Below are 16,881 nucleotides of genomic sequence, written 5' to 3'. Positions count from 1 at the left end.
CATTCTGAACATTAATAAATTATTCTTTTACAAATCGTTTCATTAATTTTTCTCCATCGGTATTTACTTCCATCATATAAACACCACTTTGTAGGGATGATACGTCTATATTTTCAGAAAATGTCCCCTTGCCAACAATTTGGCCCATAATATTATAGATTACATAATCTTTGCCTGAGGCATCAAGCAAGTCAATATTCAATGTATATTTTACAGGGTTTGGATAAAGGGTCATTTGTGCAGTTGCTAAACTATTTCCTTCCATAAATCCTTGTGGTGCAACACCGCTTCCAACTATAACAGTATAGTCTTCTACTTCACCATAACTAAAGGTTTCACAAGCAGTTTGCCCTGAATTGTATTTCATTGAAACTCGCATTCTTGTTGGACCGCCAAGTGCAGAAGTTGGAACATTGAAATTTGCTCTTAAAATACCGCTACTAGTGGCCGAACCGCTCACTACCAACTCATTGCTGTCAAAGGTTCCGTTTTGGTTATAATCGATCCAAATTTTCCAGTACTCTTTGTAAGCGCTGCCGCTATAACCCGCACTTATTCTAATAGTATTTGCACCATAAGGTAAATTGGCTGCTAAATTTGTATTGTCTTTATAACCGCCATCATTTCCTGATGATTTAGTGAGGTTGTTTAACTGAACATAATCGATCCATTCATAACTAGAAGTATTCCCTTTAGAAGTACAATAAGAAACAGAACCACCTCCTGGGGTAGTTACACTTACTGAATTACTAAAAGGCGAATTATTACCAGCTGCATCATGTGCACGAACTTTAAATGAATATGTTGTAGCAGTTGCTAAGCCAGTAATGTTTGCTGTGGTTCCCGCAACACTTCCCAAATTAGTCGTTCCTTGGAAAATATCATAACCGGTAACGCCTACATTGTCGGTGGAGGCATTCCAAGCAAGGCTAACTGAGGTCTGAGTTAAATTAGATGCAACCAAGTTTGAAGGGGCTGTTGGAGCTTGGGTGTCGGTTCCGCCTCCGGCCAAATCGATCGTGTAATCTTCCACTTCCCCATAACTGAAAGTTTCGCAAGAGGTTGGAATTCCGTTGTATTTCATCGAAACTCGCATTCTTGTTGAGCTACCTACCGTTCCCGAAGGCACTGTAAATGATCCGCTCACCGGACTACTTTTTGAAGCAGATTTTGAAAAAACCAGTTCTCCGGCATCTGTAAAATCACTATCTCCGTTATAATCGATCCAAACTGCGACACCTTCGTTATATTTTGTGCCGGTCCAAGTTGGAGTAACGGTAACGGTATAAGTCGCTCCCTCATTTAATGTTGTTGTAATACTTGTAAAGTCTGAATATTTCTGTGCACCAGAAGTCTTGTTGATCGTGTTTAACTGTACCCGACCAATGTATTCGTCATTTACATTATTTCCTTGCGAAGTGCAATAATCACTTCCGCCACCGCCGCCTCCGTCGTATGCCGCACCAACGCCAACAGCGTACCAAGCGTTTGTGGTTGCAATTTCTTCGGCACTACCAGCGCCGTATAAATCTTTTGCAGCTTGGATTGCTCCATTTCGCGCATCGCTATATTGAGAGTTTGCATTTAGATAAACTGTAAGGTTTCTATAGGCAATGGCACCAGCTTTGTCCATCCCTATTCCAGAAACATTATAGCTGTTTCCTTTATCGTTTGTACCGCTTTTACCCACGCTTAAAACGTAGAACCAGAAGTTTTGAACTCCGGAGTTCGTGTGTACACCACCAGAATCTCCAGATCCGCCATACCAATAGGTTCCCTGATAGGTATCTGGATTGTTATATGCATTTGGATTGCTCATAGAACGCAAAGCACCACCGCTTCCGCCAGCACCAATATCATCTCCCATTAGCCAATCGTTGGTTCCCGAAGCAAACTTTTCAATAGATTCCCCAAATATATCAGAGAACGATTCATTTAAAGCACCAGATTGATAGCTGTAAACAAGATTTGCGGAATATTCAGTAACCCCGTGGGTAATCTCGTGACCGCAGATGTCCAAGGAAACCAAAGGTCCGTAATTAACGCCATCACCGTCGCCGTAGGTCATTCGGCTTCCATCCCAAAAAGCATTTACGTAATTGGAGGAATAGCTAACATAAGATTTAATAACGCCACCAGTGTTGTTGTAGGAATTTCTACCGTATTTCTGCGAAAAGTACTTATAGGTACGTTCCGCGCCAAAATGTGCTTGAACCCCTGTGTTGTTTGAAGTGAAATTGGTTGAGCTACTAGTAATATCAACTGCACTATTGTAGTTTGTGCCGTTGTTCAAATCAAAAGTTTGGATTCCACCCCCGTCTGCTGTTTGACGTAAGCGATAAGGTCCTGCAGAATTATCTGCGGTAAAGGAAACATTGCCATTATAAAGGCTCGTTCCCGTTGCGGGGACATTGGCGTGATGGATTCTTTTGTTTTCCATAATGAATTGCCCGGTTGTGGCGTCTATATACACGTCAGCTCTGTAAAGAGGCGCTGTGGCATAGATGTCAAATTTATAGGCAAGTCGGTTTGTTTCTGAAATGTTGTCTAGTGCTGGAAAAATTACTAATTCCCCAGTTGGTTTTTTGTAATTATCTGCCAAATTTGCTTCGGCTGGATTTTGCCACATATATTTAGTAGCGCCCACGTGAGCGATTGCACTGTTTAAAGCTTGAGATTTGCTAATAGATGGCGTTGTGACGAAATCATCTGCTATTGGAGAATATGCAGAATTTAATGTTTGCACCATTCCATCTTTACTGCTAAGTGTGAGCGTTGCAAATTCTACTTTTACACCATTAAAATACTGTTGCATTTTTTGATGGGTAAATCCTAGTGGATCTTGTTCTTGTTTTAGCGTTGAAAAAGAAGTGTGAGGGGAAGGATTTAAAACTTCTTTAAAAATTTGAGAGGAATTTTGAAGCGAATACGATTGTGAAGCATCAAAAATTACTAGCCTCGGTGGTTGCTTAATGTTTCTCTTTTCATCATTTTTATTTTGAGCAGAAGAAACTGCGGAAAAAATAAAAATGCTCAACAAAAAGAAGAAAACACTTTTGTTAATTTTTTTCATAATAATTAAAATTAAGTGAGTAAATAGGTTTGATGTTTTATTAAAAACATATAAAATAACAACTTTAATTATTGAAAACATTATTTTTTCGATAAACGGTTGTTAAAATTTCATTTTGGTTGGATTGTTTTATCTTTGAAACAATGAAGAATCTTCCTCTATTATCCGTTCAAGATCTCGCTGTTTCCTTTGGAAAGAGAAATAGTTCGATTGAAGTTTTGCACAAAATTTCCTTTGAAGTTTTCCAAAATGAAATTGTGGGAATAGTTGGTGAATCCGGTTCAGGGAAGTCAGTTACTTCTCTTTCTATTATGGGGTTGCTTCCTAAGAAACAAGCGCATTTGTCTGGTAGTATTTTATTTGAAGAAAAAGATTTACTTAAAACCGAAGAGGAAAAATTTCGAAAAATCCGGGGAAAGGAAATAGCGATGATTTTTCAGGAGCCGATGAGTGCGCTGAATCCTTCTTTAAAATGCGGCTTTCAGGTTTCGGAAATACTTCAACTTCACTTAAAGATGAGTTCTTCCGAAGCAAAAAAGGAAACTATTTCTTTATTCGAAAAAGTAAAGTTGCCTCGCCCAAATGAGATTTACAACACGTATCCGCATCAAATAAGCGGTGGCCAGATGCAGCGCGTTATGATCGCGATGGCTATTGCCTGCAAACCAAAACTTCTTATTGCAGATGAACCAACCACGGCGCTAGATGTAACGGTTCAAAAAGAAATTATTTCACTGTTGAAATCTATTCAACAGGAAACAAAAATGGCTATGCTGTTTATTTCCCACGATCTAAGTCTTATTTCCGAAATAGCGGATAGAGTGGTGGTAATGTATAAGGGTGATATTGTTGAAACTGCTACAACGGAAGAAATATTTAAAAACCCGAAAGCGGAATATACCAAAGCACTTTTGGCATCTCGCCCCTCGTTAAATGTTCGTTTAGCAAAATTGCCAACTATTGCTTCTATTGCCGATGACAGTTTTAAACCAAGAATTGTTAAGCCTGCAGAACGCGCTAAAAGACATAAACAGATTTATACGCGGCAACCCATTTTGGAAGTTGAGAACCTGGCAAAATATTATTTAAGCAACGTTGGGATCTTTGTTAAAAAGGAGGTTGTAAAGGCGGTTGACAATATTAGTTTTTCGGTTTTTGAAGGGGAGACTTTGGGACTAGTAGGTGAATCTGGTTGTGGAAAATCTACTTTGGGAAGGACCATTCTTCAATTGGAAAAAGCCAATAGTGGAAGCATAAAATATCGGGGTAAAGAACTTACTAAACTGTCGAAACAAGAAATCAGAGGTTTGCGGAAGGAAATTCAGATTATTTTTCAAGATCCATATTCATCATTAAATCCACGATTGATGATTGGCCCAGCGCTTATGGAACCTATGGAAGTTCATAATCTGGGGAAATCGAAAAAAGATAGAAAGGAACGTGCTTTGACACTCTTAGATAGGGTAGGCTTGGACGAGAGCTATTTTTATCGCTATCCGCACGAACTTTCAGGAGGGCAGCGACAAAGAGTAGGGATAGCGCGGACTATTGCAGTAGAACCAAAACTGGTGATATGTGACGAATCGGTTTCTGCACTGGATATTTCGGTGCAGGCACAGGTATTGAACTTACTCAATGAACTGAAGAATGATTTTGGTTTCACCTATATATTTATATCACACGATTTGGCGGTGGTTAAATATATGTCTGATCAGCTTTTAGTTATGAACAAAGGGAAAATTGAGGAATTGGGAGATGCAGATGAAATTTATGAAAATCCACAAACAGAATATTCAAAAAGACTTATTGAAGCGATTCCTAAGGGGGTTTAGGGGTTGATATCTAAAAAATAGAACCCGTTCAAGCCTTAGCAAAAACGGGTTTATAATTATTTATATTTAGGATAGTTGCTTTAAGTTGAGCAGACTTTTTTAAAACTTCATTTCGGGAATTTCGCCATCAATAATCAAATCACCTTCGGTAGCTTTTTGAATTTCTTCCACTGAAACTCCGGGTGCACGTTCTAAAAGATGAAATTTTCCATCCCTAATTTCTAACACGGCTAAATTTGTGACAATTTTTTTAACGCATTCTACACCAGTTAATGGTAGGCTACATTCCTTAAGAAGTTTAGATTCGCCTGCGCGATTGGTGTGCATCATAGCCACAATAATATTTTCTGCGGAGGCTACCAAATCCATGGCGCCGCCCATACCTTTTACCATTTTACCTGGAATTTTCCAGTTGGCAATATTTCCATTTTGAGCAACTTCCATAGCACCCAAAATAGTTAAATCTACGTGTTGCCCGCGAATCATTCCAAAACTCAACGCTGAGTCAAAAAACGAAGCTCCAGGTAGCGCAGTTATAGTTTGCTTTCCGGCGTTAATTAAATCTGGATCTTCTTCCCCTTCAAAAGGGAAAGGTCCCATCCCCAGAATTCCATTTTCACTTTGAAATTCAACGTCTATATCGTCATTCACAAAGTTGGCTACTAAAGTTGGAATCCCAATACCTAAGTTAACGTAGTATCCGTCCTTTACTTCTTTTGCTATACGTTGTGCTATTTGTTCTTTTGAAAGTGCCATAATTTAATTTGAAGATGTGTTTATTTCCTCTGTGATCTCTGTGGCTTTGTGGTTTTAAATTTTCACCACAGAGGCACAGAGGACACAGAGTTATTTTTTTCTAACAGTTAGTTGCTCAATTCGTTTTTCATATTTCTCTCCTTGAAAGATTCGTTGAACAAAGATTCCTGGAATATGAATTTGGTTTGGATCCAATTCGCCTGCGGGAACCAATTCTTCTACTTCGGCAACGGTTATTTTTCCAGCTCCGCACATGGCTGGGTTGAAGTTTCTAGCAGTTCCTTTAAAAATAAGGTTACCTGCTTCGTCTCCTTTCCAAGCTTTTACGAAGGAAAAATCTGCTTTAAAAGCTTCTTCCATCACATACATTTTCCCGTCGAATTCGCGAGTTTCTTTTCCTTCGGCTACTTCGGTTCCGTAACCCGCCGGAGTAAAGAATGCTGGAATCCCGGTTCTTGCAGATTCGCAACGTTGTGCCAAAGTACCTTGAGGTACCAATTCAACCTCCATTTCACCACTGAGCATTTGCCGCTCAAATTCAGCGTTTTCTCCTACATAGGAAGAGATCATTTTCTTTATTTGATGTTTCTTCAGTAAAAGTCCGAGTCCAAAATCATCAACACCAGCATTATTTGAAATACAGGTTACGTTTTGAATATTTTTTCGAACTAATTCGTTGATGATATTCTCAGGAATACCGCAGAGACCAAAGCCACCGAGCATAAAAGTCATTCCGTCCTCAATGCCTTCACAAGCTTCTTTAACGTTTGCTACTGTCTTTTTTATCATGTTTTAATTTTTCTTAAAATTACAAAATTTCAATCTATTACAAAACCTCATAGTTTCATTGGGATCCCGAAAGCTATCGGGAGAAGCAATCTCACCTATGAGGGTTACTTCCCTTTAATTGGGAAGAATGTAATGATTAAAAGTCAAACTCATCTGAAATTTGCTCTTCATTGGTGTCTTTTTCGCCCCACTTTGCGCAATCCGTTTCAATAGACAAATTAGCTGGTCGTTCAAAATTTCCAGTAGAAATGTTTAGATCTTCATCGGCGTAGCAGCTTTTCATATACATTCCCCAAATAGGTAGTGCCATGGTTGCTCCCTGCCCATAGGCGATAGACCTAAAGTGTGTTGCTCGGTCATCACCTCCAACCCAAACGCCAGTAACTAAGTTTGGAACCATGCCCATAAACCAGCCATCACTTTGGTTTTGTGTAGTTCCTGTTTTTCCTGCAATTGGATTCTTGAAATCGTATGGATATCCAGTAACTGCTTTTTTATAGATAGGAGAGCCTGTAGCCCAAGTACCTCTTAAACGAGCACCAGAACCTGATTGGGTAACACCTTCCAGTAAACTTACTGTTACATAAGCCGTTTCATTACTGATAACATCTTTGGTTTTCGGGACATTTTGAAACAATACCGTTCCATTTTTATCTTCAATGCGTTGTATTAAAATAGGCTCGACATAAACACCTTGATTTGCAAAAGTGCTGTATGCGCCAACCATATCGTAAACCGAAATATCTGCTGTACCTAGTGCAATAGATGGAGCGGCAGGAATATCTTTTGTGTCAACTCCCATCTTTTTTATTAAATCTATTACGGGTTCCGGTCCAACTCTATCTATTAATCTTGCCGTAATGGTATTTATGGAGTTTGCGAGGGCGTATTTTAGGGTAACCATTCCACCATAACTGTTTCCGGCATTTTTTGGAGTCCACGGTTTTAGTAAATGGTGTCTTCCTTCGGGAATAGTGTACAAAGTGTTTGGTAAGGTATCGCAGGGCGACATATGCATTTGGTCTATAGCCGTAGCATAGACGAATGGCTTAAAGGTAGAACCTACTTGGCGTTTTCCTTTTTTAACCATATCATATTTATAGTGCTTGTAGTCAATTCCACCAACCCAGGCTTTTACTTCACCTGTTTGCGGAGTCATAGACATCATTGCCGCCTGTAAAAAAGATTTGTGATACCGAATGGAATCCATTGGGGTCATTAAGGTATCGATGTCACCCTTCCAAGAAAAAACACGCATTTGGACTTTCTTTTTAAAACTAGCGATTATTTCGTCTTCGTCTTTCCCTTGTTTCTTCATTTCGCGCCAACGATCACTTTTTCGCATAGCGGAATTTAAAATTCCTTCGGTTTCTTTTTCTGTAATATCTCTAAAAGGTGCCGTTTTGTTGTTTTTGTTCTGATCGTCAAAAGTTTCTTGTAGATGCGCCATATGTTTTTTTACGGCTTCTTCTGCATATTCTTGCATTTTGCTATCAATAGTAACAAAAACCTTTAAACCATCTTCATAGATGTTGTATTTGCTGCCGTCAGACTTCGGATTTTCCTTAATCCAATCTTCCATAAAACGACGGGCGTATTCACGGAAATAGGTGGCGCTTCCCTCATCATGGCCCTGTGGTGTAAACTTCACATTTAAAGGAAGAGCCTGTAAAGAATCCATCACTTTTTCCGAAATATAATCATATTTTTCCATTTGGGCCAAGACCACGTTCCTTCTTTCGAGGACAAGTTCTGGTCTTCGGTTTGGGTTAAAAAGAGATGAATTTTTGAACATTCCAACCAGCATGGCAGCTTCTGCAGTGGTCAATTCAGCAGGTGGTTTGTCAAAATAAATATGGGCGGCAGATTCTATACCTACAGCTTGGTTAAGAAAATCGTATTCATTAAAATACATAGTGATAATTTCCTCTTTGGTATAGCGACGTTCCAAACGTGTGGCGATAACCCACTCTTTTACTTTTTGAAGAACACGCTCTAGTTTGTTTGAGGCCCTTTGATCAGTAAAAAACAATTTCGCCAACTGTTGCGTAATAGTACTTGCACCGCCACGGCTGCCCAAAAAGGCAACAGCTCTAAGCGTTCCCTTTCCGTCAATTCCAGAATGATCATAAAAGCGAGCATCTTCGGTGGCGATCAAAGCATTTACTAAATGATCTGGCAAGGCTTCATAAGAAACGGGAGTTCTGTTCTCTTTATAGAACTTACCAATGGTGTTTCCATCTGAAGAAATGATTTCTGTAGCTAGGTTTTTCTCTGGGTTTTCAAGAGCTGTCTCATCGGGTAGACTCCCAAATGCTCCCCAAGAAGCCAAGAGGAAAAATAAAATAATCAATAGGATAAAGCCTCCAAATAATTTCCAGAATGTACGTATATGACGTGAAACATCATTTTGTTTTTTCTTTTTAGGGCTAGTTTTCTTTGTTGCCATATTTTTTTACTGTTTGGTAGCTTCTTCAATACTGAAACCAACGTCTGTAATGCCTTCGAGTTTTGTAACGCCTTCTACGTCACCATTATTGCGCATTGCTTGGGTGATGTCTACAGTGTAATTTCCATCTTCAGAAAATTGAACGTGTTCTTTATACCAGAGTTTATTCTCTTTTACATCTCCAATTCCTTGACCCAGCCATGTACCATCAGGATTTGCCATTCGATACTCAAGCGTATCGGTAACGGTTTTTCCGTGTGGAAAATTCATTGAAACTATCAAAAATATATTGTTGAACTTGTATTCGTTAGTGTTTCTAATATTTAAGAACAGATTGTATCTTTTGAGTGAATCCATTTCTGGTAGCTTAAATTCTGCCACTTCGGTTGCACCCCAATGCCCATCCATAGATTTTGTATCGCTGAAAACTATATCAGACTCGCAGGAAGTGAAAGTCACTGCAACAATAAAAAGCACTACCAGTTTATTCATCTTTTGTTGGTTTGCGATTTCTGTTTTGATTTCCAGACTTGTTTCTTGGTTTGTCACCAGATTTTTTAGGCTTGCTTCGTGGAGCGTTTCCAGTAGTTGCGCCAGCTTTTGCTTTAGGCTTACTTCTTTTTTTGTTTCTCTTTTTGATAGTTTTAGGTTTGTCAAAACGAGTCAAACTATCTTGCCCAACCACATTACCATAGGGCTCTTTTTCTGGAGCTTTAACTTCAATTATAAACTCTTCAAGCGCTAGTGGCTTTTTACCGTTTTTGTTTAACTCTATTATTTCGTTCGCCTTTTCGGCAGTTAGTTCATGCCAGTTCATGCCGTCTTTTTCATAGGCATACCAAAGCAAGCCTTTAAAAATATCGATTTTTTGGCAGGACGCACTTCCTTTTTCAGTCTGTAATCTAGTTTCTGTATTTGGAAAGGAATCCAAAGCTTCCAAATAGGTGTCTAATTCATAATTCAAACAACATTTCAGTTTACCACATTGCCCAGCTAGTTTTTGTGGATTAAGTGAAAGTTGTTGATAACGCGCTGCGGAAGTATTTACGGAGCGAAAGTCCGTTAACCAAGTTGAACAACAGAGTTCGCGGCCACAACTACCAATTCCACCCAAGCGAGCTGCTTCTTGCCGAAACCCTACTTGTTTCATTTCAATACGTGTATGGAAAGTACGAGCGAATTCCTTAATCAATTCCCGAAAATCTACTCGTTCCTCGGCAGTGTAATAAAAGATAACTTTAGATGCATCGCCCTGAAACTCTACATCGCTTATCTTCATTTGAAGTCCGAGACGGATAGCGATTTGACGCGAACGTTTTTGTACATCTGCCTCTTTATCGCGAACGCCTTGCCAAATATCAATATCTTTTTGGGATGCTTTTCGGTATATTTTCGGTAAAGCTTCTACTTTAACCGGAACTTTTTTCTTCTTCATTTGTACGCGAACCAGTTCCCCGGTAAGCGTTACAATGCCGATATCGTGTCCAGGCGAAGCTTCGGTAGCTATAATATCGCCAATACTAAGTGTAAGATTTTCTGAATTTTGGAAGAATTCTTTTCTTCCATTTTTAAAGCGAACTTCGGCCGCATTGAAAGGTTCCATATCGGCGGGAAGTTGCATATTTGAAAGCCAATCGAACACCGTTAGTTTATTACAGCCATCGGTTCCGCAAGTGCCGTTGTTCTTGCATCCCTTTGGCTGACCGTTGGCGCCCGTGGCACAGCTGGTACAGCCCATATTTTTTATATATAAAGCCCTTTTCCAAGTGAAGAGGGACGAAAATTAAACAAAATTGTTAATCGGTAAAGATACCAATAAAAAATTCAGAATTTAGAATTCAGAATTTTTTAAGATGACTTTTAGAAACATGGCGATTTGAGCCATAGCCTGTCCCGATTCTACTTCGGGAACGCTTTGAGCCAAGACACAAGACAGAAAGGAAACAGGATTGTTTCTACGAAGTAAAATTAAAAGAGAATCAAAAGGTTTTGACTCACAATTCAGAAACTTGTTAATTCCCCCTTTGGGGGCTAGGGGGCATAAACTTCAACTTTTCTGAACGTCCCTTTTTAAAAATCTTGTTGCTATTTGGAATGCCTTGGCGGAGTCTTTTCTGTTCCTCAACCGGCAGATGGATTATTTCTACACATTCCTTACTACAGCAGTTTTCCATTGTTAGCGCACATTTTTCACATTGAATAAACAGTAAGTGGCAGGCTTCGTTGGCGCAATTGGTGTGTGTATCGCAAGCTTCGCCACATTGGTGGCAATGACTGATTATATCTTCCGTGATTCGTTCGCCGCGACGATGATCAAAAACGAAATTTTTTCCGACGAATTTATTTTCCAGTCCTTGGTTTTCAACTTGGCGTGCATATTCAATAATACCGCCTTCAAGCTGAAACACATTTTTAAAACCTTTGTGTTTGTAATAGGCACTGGCTTTTTCACAGCGAATTCCACCCGTGCAATACATAACCAGTTTTTTATCTTCTTTGTGGTCTTTTAAATCTTCTTCAATGATATCCAATGAATCCCGAAACGTGTCGACATCTGGGGTGACGGCATTTTTAAAGCGACCTATTTCACTCTCGTAGTGATTTCGCATATCTACCAAAACCACGTTTGGATCTTCAATAAGCTCGTTAAATTTTAGAGCGTCAACGTGAATCCCTTTGTTGGTAACATCGAAAGATTCGTCGTTTAAACCATCGGCAACAATTTTATCGCGAACTTTTACCTTCAGTTTTAAAAACGATTTTAAATCTTGTTCAATGGCGATGTTTAAACGGACATCTTTGAGAAAATAAATTCCGTCCAGAAACTCCTTGAATTCTTTAAAGCGTTTTGCGGGCACGGAAAGTTGGGCGTTGATTCCTTCGTGAGCTACATAAATACGACCCAGGACATCTTGTTCATGCCAAGTGATAAACAGATGATTTCTAAAAAGTTGTGGATTGCCAATTTTGGCGTACTGATAAAAAGAAAGGGTGAGCCGCTCCTCGCCGGCCTGTTCCAAAAGAGTTTCCCTTTCTTTTGCACTTAATTTATTGTACAGTTGCATGCTATACTTTTTTAGGTGAAAAGAATTGATTTTTTGATAATTGCGGCAAAATTAATCATTTGCTTCGTTGTTAACAAAAATATAGTGCCAATACATTTTACTTTTGTCCTTGGCGCAAAGAAATAGTATCTTAGCAACTCGTTCGCCTATGCAATTTTTGGCGGAAGAAACTTAAAATTCCACTATAAAAAATACTGAAAATGAGCACTGAAAAAGACGCAAAACTGAAAGCTTTAAAGCTAACTTTAGATAAACTCGACAAAACCTACGGAAAGGGAACCGTAATGAAAATGGGCGATAGTCCCGTGATAGATGTGGAGGTAATCCCTACAGGCTCCTTAGGTTTAGATGTAGCACTTGGCGTTGGCGGTTATCCGCGGGGTAGAGTTATAGAAATCTACGGACCAGAATCTTCAGGTAAGACCACATTGACACTTCACGCTATAGCGGAAGCACAAAAACAAGGAGGTATCGCTGCTTTTATAGATGCGGAACATGCCTTTGATAGAGGCTATGCCGAAAAATTGGGGATTGATGTTGAAAACCTGATTATTTCGCAACCAGATAATGGGGAACAGGCTTTGGAAATTACTGATAACCTAATTAGAAGTGGGGCCATAGATATTATCGTTATTGACTCTGTAGCTGCATTAACTCCAAAAAGCGAAATAGAAGGCGAAATGGGCGATAGCAAAATGGGGCTTCATGCCCGATTGATGAGTCAGGCACTTCGAAAGCTTACGGGTTCCATCAGTAAAACAAAATGTACGGTAATTTTCATTAACCAATTGCGTGAAAAAATTGGCGTGATGTTCGGAAACCCAGAAACTACTACGGGAGGAAACGCTTTAAAATTCTACGCTTCGGTTCGTTTGGATATTCGCCGTTCTACACAGATAAAAGATACTAACAGCAACGCTATGGGTAATAAAACCCGTGTGAAAGTTGTGAAAAACAAAGTGGCGCCGCCTTTTAAACAAGTGGAATTCGACATTATGTATGGCGAAGGAATCTCTAAAGTTGGCGAAATCATTGATCTTGGTGTTGACTTTGAGATTGTTAAAAAAGCTGGATCTTGGTTTAGTTATGATGACACCAAACTAGGGCAGGGACGTGATGCCGTGAAGAATTTACTTTTAGATAATCCAGAATTAATGGATGAGTTGGAAAAGAAAATAAAAGACGCCATAGCCGCAATAAATCAATAAATAGTAGCGAACCACGCAACCCTTTTGATATACTGGTATCTACAGAATGTAGGAACTTTGATTATTAGGTTGCCCTCTAACAAATAAAAGAGGTATTAACAACGGAACAATAATTCAGGGTACCGCGTTTGACATTAGACGAGCTCATACAAAAATGCAAAAAGCAGGATGCGACGGCGCAGGGCGAATTGTACAAACAGTACAGCGGAGTCCTATTTGCCATTTGTCTTCGCTATTCGCCTAACTATACCGAAGCGGAAGATAATTTGCAAGATGCATTTATTACCATCTTTAAAAAAGTTGAGCAGTATAAAGGGAAAGGTTCTTTTGAAGGCTGGATAAAACGGGTTACCGTTAACACAGTACTTCAGAAATATAGAAAGAAACGCACCTTTGAAATTGTTGATGAAGGACAGATTGAAGATAATGCTGAGGAAGAAGTAGAAAGCGAGGGAATTCCGTTGGATTTTTTGTTGAAAATCGTGCAGGAACTTCCAGATAGGTACAGACTGGTTTTTACAATGTATGTAATGGACGGCTATCAACATAAAGAGATAGCAGAAATGTTAGGAATCAGCGACGGTACGTCTAAATCAAATCTAGCACGCGCTAGAATGATTTTAAAAAACAAGATTGAAGATTATAATGCTAAAAAACGATAACACTTAAGGCATTATGAATTGTTTAGATTGAAAGACCCCTGCAAGGGTAGGGGTTTTACTAAAGATTGAATATATAGATTATATAGACCTCTGTTTTTGTAAGGTTTAAAAATGAAAGAAAAGAAAAATATAGACGAGCTTTTTCAAGATGGTTTCAAGAATTTTGAGGCCACTCCTTCGCCGCGCGTTTGGGAAAACATCAAAGCAGCCCTGAATAAGGAGAAAAAGGAACGCAAAGTCATTCCATTGTGGATACGGCTTGGCGGTGTGGCTGCTTTGCTCGCGCTATTGTTGACGGTTGGAAATTGGCTTTATACTCCAGATATCGATCAGCATCATATAACCAATGAAGATACTATCCAAACTGATGAAAAAACGCGTAGCAATCAAGAAGATATAGTTCCAGAATCAAATGATTCTAAAGTTGCTTCAGAAAACGAAACGCTTTTTGATGAATCATCACAGGATCTGAATGCTTCTGACAATACAAATTCAAAAAATACAAAGGAGTCTAAGTCTTCCGATGAAGGAGTTATTAGTTCCTCGAAAAAATCAGCTTCTACTGTTATCGCTTCCAGTAACTCCGAAAGAACTACTACTTCCGAAGCAAATAACATTCATGAGAAGTCTCAGAATCATTCAATTCAGAAAAATACTTCTAAAAATAAAATAAAGGAAGGATTGGCTTCTTCTAAAGCTACTTCAGATAAGAAGGAGAAACAAGAAATAAATGAGAACAACCTAAATAAAGGGAAAGATGTTTTCGATCTGAAAAAAGAGGATGTCGCAGTTAACGGTAAAACTGAATCCGTGTCTACCGACAAACAGGAGAATAGTTTAGATCAAAATACAGTAAAAACCGAAGCTGCTATTGCTACGGACTCTAAAAACAAAAAATCAATTTTTGAAGCTATTTCCGAAAAAGATGAGGATAAAACGCCTAAAAAGATTGTCAAAGAAAAGCCAGATCATCGCTGGAATGTAGCTCCAAATGTGGCGCCAGTTTACTATAGTAGTTTTGGTAATGGTTCTTCCATCGATCCAAGTTTTACGGATAACCCTCAAAAAGGGGATGTAAATATGAGTTATGGAGTACAGGTAAGTTACGCCTTGAACAAACGTTTGAGTGTGCGAACAGGAATAAATAATCTGGATTTAAGCTATAGCACTTCTGATATCGTTGTGGGTACCGGTCCAGTTGCCGTTGCCTTGCGTTCTGTAGATTATGGATCGAGCCAGAACGTTGTTACGGCAATAGATAGATCTACTTTTGAAAGCGCAACATCTAATAATGATTTTGGTCAAATAACCCCAAAATCCACTATGGGTAATGCTAGGCTTATTCAGGATATAAATTATTACGAAGTGCCATTGGAGCTAAAATATGCCGTTGTTGACAATAAATTTGGTGTAAATCTAATTGGAGGGATAAGCACCTTGTTTTTAGGTAATAATGAAGTTTCTATAAAAGCAGATAATTTTAATAGTGTACTTGGAGAGGCAAATAACCTTTCCTCGGTAAGTTTTTCAACTAACGTCGGGCTGGGATTGGACTATAAACTGTCCAAGAAATTTACGTTTAATATTGAGCCAATGTTTAAATATCAGCTCAACCCTTACACGGACTCTTCTGTAAACTTTAAGCCTTATTATCTTGGAGTTTACAGCGGATTAAGTTTTAAGTTTTAGGTTACTTATTAGTTGAATGTGTTTGAGATACTTCAAACAAAATGATTGGAAAACCGTTCTTCGCCATAGAACGGTTTTTTTATGTTTTCATATTTCACATTGAAATAAATAAATGATAAGGTTTCCTATGAAAGGAATCTTTTTGCTGCCATCGGAATTTATTATATTTATTCTTTAAAAATTGATCTTATGAGTTTGAGTGCAGAGACTTCGATTTCATTAATACTTTTGGGTGTTTCATTCATTTATTTTTTATTTCCACCCAGAAAAATTAATCATTTATATGGGTATCGGACTCCAAGATCAATGAAAAATAATAATCGTTGGAAATTAGCAAATAAAATGGCGCCAAAAATGTTGATAGCTTTATCATTATTTGATGCGGTTCTTGGATATGTTGTAGCGGACATCCTAAATTATGACTTTCTATATCTCTTTACAGGTCTGCTAATATTAGAGTTTGCAATTTTATTCTATTTGATTGAGAAAAAGTTAGGCAGAATTGACCCTACAGAAACGGAATTAGAGTCTAAGGATTAGTTTTTTGGCGTTAAACTGTAGGCTTTTGCAGCTCTTCTAAAATCACTCCGCGAGTTTCTTTTTTTAATTCCTTTCTGTTTTCCAAAGTTAAATTTTCCGTAGGAATAAGTTTATGCACTTTAACCCGCATTTTTCCGGGCCCGCCAATAAAAAACGAATATGGAAAACGTTTTTTGTTATCGTGAAAAGTCATTGGAGCGACGGGTATTTGATGATCAATGGCAAGCCGAAAAGCGCCGTCTTTAAATTCATCCAATAAAACCGAAAGATCATCCGGCACGCCACCTTCAGGAAAAATACAAACGCTCAGACCTTCATTTAAACGTATTTCTGCTCTTCGGAAGGCTTCAACTCTACTTTTTGTATTTCCGCGATCTACCAAAATACAAGTTCGTTTATAAATATATCCGAAAAGGGGAATCTTCGCCAACTCCTTTTTTCCAACGAAAACAAAAGGATTTTTTGTGGAATAAAACATCAGCATAATATCCAACATTGAGGTATGATTGGCAACGAACATATAACTCTTGCCTTTTTCGTATGCAACTTCACGTTTAATAATTGGATAGCATCCAATACCAAAAATGATAAACGCGGACCAAGTTCGGGCAACTTTAAAGAAAAATGGATACCAAGAATACTTTAGAATACTTATAAGAAGGAATGGAAAAAGTAAAATTGTAGCTAATGCTATAATTATATAGAACCATATCCTGTAAAAAGTTACAAAAATTTGCTTGAGTAATTTCATAAAGTATCAAAAGTAACAATTTGAACGATGCGAATAAATCAAATAAAGTACCTTTGTGGAAATTTTT

The 16,881-nt window shown here is 38.5% G+C and carries 13 protein-coding genes; 5 read left to right on the top strand and 8 right to left on the bottom strand.

Annotated features, from left to right (window positions below; all coding sequences use genetic code 11):
- Positions 1-19: 19 nt before the first annotated feature.
- Positions 20-3,073 carry a M4 family metallopeptidase gene (locus G440_RS0110025; RefSeq protein WP_026451186.1) on the bottom strand — a complete coding sequence of 1,018 codons (3,054 nt, stop codon included), beginning with the start codon at positions 3,071-3,073 and terminating at the stop codon, positions 20-22.
- A 143-nt stretch (positions 3,074-3,216) separates the two neighbouring features.
- On the opposite strand from G440_RS0110025, the gene G440_RS0110020 reads away from it, so the two are divergent.
- Positions 3,217-4,905, top strand: a complete 1,689-nt coding sequence (locus G440_RS0110020; RefSeq protein ID WP_026451185.1) for an ABC transporter ATP-binding protein — start codon at positions 3,217-3,219, stop codon at positions 4,903-4,905.
- A 99-nt stretch (positions 4,906-5,004) separates the two neighbouring features.
- On the opposite strand, the gene G440_RS0110015 is transcribed toward G440_RS0110020, so the two are convergent.
- The 6 genes from G440_RS0110015 to trhO all read right to left on the bottom strand — a co-directional run bounded on the left by G440_RS0110015 (position 5,005) and on the right by trhO (position 11,964).
- A complete protein-coding gene (locus G440_RS0110015; RefSeq protein ID WP_026451184.1) occupies positions 5,005-5,661 on the bottom strand; it encodes a CoA transferase subunit B in 657 nt (218 codons plus the stop codon).
- A gap of 90 nt (positions 5,662-5,751) precedes the next feature.
- Positions 5,752-6,450: a CoA transferase subunit A gene (locus G440_RS0110010; protein ID WP_026451183.1), complete on the bottom strand. Its 699-nt coding sequence runs from the start codon at positions 6,448-6,450 to the stop codon at positions 5,752-5,754.
- A gap of 136 nt (positions 6,451-6,586) precedes the next feature.
- Positions 6,587-8,899: a penicillin-binding protein 1A gene (locus G440_RS0110005; RefSeq protein ID WP_026451182.1), complete on the bottom strand. Its 2,313-nt coding sequence runs from the start codon at positions 8,897-8,899 to the stop codon at positions 6,587-6,589.
- A gap of 6 nt (positions 8,900-8,905) precedes the next feature.
- Positions 8,906-9,391 carry a gliding motility lipoprotein GldH gene (locus G440_RS0110000; protein WP_026451181.1) on the bottom strand — a complete coding sequence of 162 codons (486 nt, stop codon included), beginning with the start codon at positions 9,389-9,391 and terminating at the stop codon, positions 8,906-8,908.
- Positions 9,384-10,637 (bottom strand): PSP1 domain-containing protein, encoded by a 1,254-nt coding sequence (locus G440_RS0109995; protein WP_026451180.1) that lies wholly within the window; start codon positions 10,635-10,637, stop codon positions 9,384-9,386. The genes G440_RS0110000 and G440_RS0109995 overlap by 8 nt, the downstream gene beginning before the upstream one ends.
- Positions 10,638-10,911: 274 nt before the next feature.
- Positions 10,912-11,964 (bottom strand): oxygen-dependent tRNA uridine(34) hydroxylase TrhO, encoded by a 1,053-nt coding sequence (gene trhO, locus G440_RS0109990; protein ID WP_026451179.1) that lies wholly within the window; start codon positions 11,962-11,964, stop codon positions 10,912-10,914.
- Positions 11,965-12,164: 200 nt separating this feature from the next.
- On the opposite strand from trhO, the gene recA reads away from it, so the two are divergent.
- The 4 genes from recA to G440_RS20680 all read left to right on the top strand — a co-directional run bounded on the left by recA (position 12,165) and on the right by G440_RS20680 (position 16,063).
- A complete protein-coding gene (gene recA, locus G440_RS0109985) occupies positions 12,165-13,172 on the top strand; it encodes a recombinase RecA (protein WP_026451178.1) in 1,008 nt (335 codons plus the stop codon).
- 128 nt (positions 13,173-13,300) lie between these two features.
- Positions 13,301-13,834: an RNA polymerase sigma factor gene (locus G440_RS0109980; protein WP_026451177.1), complete on the top strand. Its 534-nt coding sequence runs from the start codon at positions 13,301-13,303 to the stop codon at positions 13,832-13,834.
- A 111-nt stretch (positions 13,835-13,945) separates the two neighbouring features.
- Positions 13,946-15,523 carry an outer membrane beta-barrel protein gene (locus G440_RS20685; protein WP_051285280.1) on the top strand — a complete coding sequence of 526 codons (1,578 nt, stop codon included), beginning with the start codon at positions 13,946-13,948 and terminating at the stop codon, positions 15,521-15,523.
- A 189-nt stretch (positions 15,524-15,712) separates the two neighbouring features.
- Entirely contained in the window at positions 15,713-16,063 is a 351-nt protein-coding gene (locus tag G440_RS20680) for an SdpI family protein (protein WP_051285278.1), read from the top strand.
- 10 nt (positions 16,064-16,073) lie between these two features.
- Here G440_RS20680 and G440_RS0109965 read toward each other — a convergent pair whose 3' ends face one another.
- Complete coding sequence (locus tag G440_RS0109965) at positions 16,074-16,814, bottom strand: lysophospholipid acyltransferase family protein (protein ID WP_026451176.1); 741 nt, start codon at positions 16,812-16,814, stop codon at positions 16,074-16,076.
- Positions 16,815-16,881 lie beyond the last annotated feature (67 nt).

The organism is Aequorivita capsosiphonis DSM 23843 (genome assembly GCF_000429125.1).
Lineage (GTDB): Bacteria > Bacteroidota > Bacteroidia > Flavobacteriales > Flavobacteriaceae > Aequorivita > Aequorivita capsosiphonis.
This window is presented reverse-complemented; position numbering and strand designations above follow the sequence as displayed.

Coding starts and splice junctions, on each gene's coding strand:
- G440_RS0110025 (WP_026451186.1), bottom strand. CDS start 3,073: ATGAAAAAAATTAACAAAAGTGTTTTCTTCTTTTTGTTGAGCATTTTT.
- G440_RS0110020 (WP_026451185.1), top strand. CDS start 3,217: ATGAAGAATCTTCCTCTATTATCCGTTCAAGATCTCGCTGTTTCCTTT.
- G440_RS0110015 (WP_026451184.1), bottom strand. CDS start 5,661: ATGGCACTTTCAAAAGAACAAATAGCACAACGTATAGCAAAAGAAGTA.
- G440_RS0110010 (WP_026451183.1), bottom strand. CDS start 6,450: ATGATAAAAAAGACAGTAGCAAACGTTAAAGAAGCTTGTGAAGGCATT.
- G440_RS0110005 (WP_026451182.1), bottom strand. CDS start 8,899: ATGGCAACAAAGAAAACTAGCCCTAAAAAGAAAAAACAAAATGATGTT.
- G440_RS0110000 (WP_026451181.1), bottom strand. CDS start 9,391: ATGAATAAACTGGTAGTGCTTTTTATTGTTGCAGTGACTTTCACTTCC.
- G440_RS0109995 (WP_026451180.1), bottom strand. CDS start 10,637: ATGGGCTGTACCAGCTGTGCCACGGGCGCCAACGGTCAGCCAAAGGGA.
- trhO (WP_026451179.1), bottom strand. CDS start 11,964: ATGCAACTGTACAATAAATTAAGTGCAAAAGAAAGGGAAACTCTTTTG.
- recA (WP_026451178.1), top strand. CDS start 12,165: ATGAGCACTGAAAAAGACGCAAAACTGAAAGCTTTAAAGCTAACTTTA.
- G440_RS20685 (WP_051285280.1), top strand. CDS start 13,946: ATGAAAGAAAAGAAAAATATAGACGAGCTTTTTCAAGATGGTTTCAAG.
- G440_RS20680 (WP_051285278.1), top strand. CDS start 15,713: ATGAGTTTGAGTGCAGAGACTTCGATTTCATTAATACTTTTGGGTGTT.
- G440_RS0109965 (WP_026451176.1), bottom strand. CDS start 16,814: ATGAAATTACTCAAGCAAATTTTTGTAACTTTTTACAGGATATGGTTC.